The organism is Microcystis sp. LEGE 08355, assembly GCF_015207185.1.
GTDB lineage: Bacteria > Cyanobacteriota > Cyanobacteriia > Cyanobacteriales > Microcystaceae > Microcystis > Microcystis panniformis.
Genome location: NZ_JADEXI010000802.1, coordinates 1 through 1,648, shown reverse-complemented (window position 1 = coordinate 1,648; position 1,648 = coordinate 1). Strand labels below are relative to the sequence as shown.

The window sequence follows — 1,648 nt, the reverse complement described above, 5'->3', positions numbered from 1 at the left end:
GGTTGGGGTCTAGTTCCACGGTCATTAATTGTCGCCAGTAGGGAATTAGTCCCGTTAGATAGAAATATAAGTCGGTGATGGCGGTTCCTAACAAAGAACCCAGATAGAAAAGATTGCCCACTTTGCCGCGACCTTTGCATAATCCCCAGAGAACAAAGGGCAGCCCGATCGCTTCCATGGGAATATGGAGCAAGGGTTCCCAACGCCACCAACCCCAGTACAGAGAACCGGCTAACCAACTCCAACTAAAGCCCAAAAGTAAATCTCCCCAAAGACTGATTTTTGCTTGTTTGAGCAGCCAAATCCCTAACCCCACCCAGAAAATGGTTAAACCTAGGCTAATTTCGGGATAGTAGCGCACTAGGGGCGCTTGTATGAACACGGGGACTGATACCAGAAATGCTGCTGTCCAAAAGACGGATTGACATTTTTCCCAGTTAGGGACTAGGGGTTTCAGGCGATCGGGATTGCTGGGGACTAGGGTAGAGTTGAGCAAAGGATTTCAGAATTGTTACAAAACTTTACTTATATTAAGATACATCATTCTCTCTCTACTATATCCCCCCTAGGGGGATTTGGGGAAATTAAAAAATTGTTTTTGGCAATGCCCTATCCTGTTAGAATCGAAACGACAGCAGCGATCGAGGAGTGCAAAAAATATGGCAGCGGGCGATGAAGAAAATCCGAGAATGCCCCTAGATAAAGTTATTTTTGTCATTGCTTGCGTCTATCTAGGTTGGGTGGTGGCATGGCTAATCAGTCAAAAAAATGCCCCTGTCTCTCAAAATGGCACGATTTCCCCAGAAGATCAAAAGTTTATCGCCTATCTGCAATCATCTCTGACTATTATCGATCGCCAAGGTGCAACTTCATCCCCCGATCCTGATCCTTCTCCTAAAAATAACCCTTCTCCGGTAGCCACGGTTCCACCACCACCCCCCGCTAATTTACCGGTTAATAATAGTCCTAGGGTAATAGAAAGAATTTACGTTCCCGTTTATCCCCAACCCCCTAAAACCACTGCCAAAATTGCCCCGGTTACACCCACAAATCCCGACATTTCCGCGCCACCATTACCGGCTGCCCCCCAAGTGAATCGGCCGTTGGCAGCGGTTATTCCCACTAATAATCAGGTGAAAAATACCCTGGTGGGGGTGATGGATTTAGGCGATCGATCTTCAGCTTTATTTGATAATAAGGGGATAACGACGCGTATTTCTCCGGGGGAATTTATCAACGGTTGGACTTTAGTGGAAGTTGGTAGTCAACAGGTTATTTTGTCTCGCAACGGACAAACGAAAGTCTTAGAAGTGGGACAATCTTTTTAGGGTGAACTACCCGCTGGGCGAGATTGTCGGGGCTTCTGAACTCACGGGGGAATGCCTGAAGATAGACTTACGCCCCTGAGAGGGGGACAAGCGAGCTAGAAGGTAGATAGGGCAAGCGATATCGCTCTTTGTCCTTTGATGTAATCCTTCAACCGATAGCGGCTAATTTGCATTAACTCTTCTATATTTTTTTGGAACATTTGATGTAGCTGGAGCCAATGATAGAGATGCTGACCCACATAAAAACTACTGTGTCTGCGTTGACCTTTATATCTTTTTTCAGGTCTTGTGACATATTTTTGGATTCCCATATCCTTAAT

3 protein-coding genes are annotated in these 1,648 nt (G+C 45.9%); 1 reads left to right on the top strand and 2 read right to left on the bottom strand.

From position 1 onward, the window contains the following. Positions 1-496, bottom strand: a 496-nt coding sequence (locus IQ242_RS24175; protein ID WP_193961705.1) for a DUF3120 domain-containing protein, incomplete at its 3' end; no start/stop codon positions are given. Positions 497-659: 163 nt separating this feature from the next. Here IQ242_RS24175 and IQ242_RS24170 point away from each other — a divergent pair. Beyond that, complete coding sequence (locus IQ242_RS24170) at positions 660-1,328, top strand: hypothetical protein (RefSeq protein WP_193961704.1); 669 nt, start codon at positions 660-662, stop codon at positions 1,326-1,328. Positions 1,329-1,423: 95 nt separating this feature from the next. Here IQ242_RS24170 and IQ242_RS26505 read toward each other — a convergent pair. Next, on the bottom strand, positions 1,424-1,648 hold a 225-nt coding region (locus tag IQ242_RS26505), incomplete at its 5' end, for a transposase (RefSeq protein ID WP_228021191.1).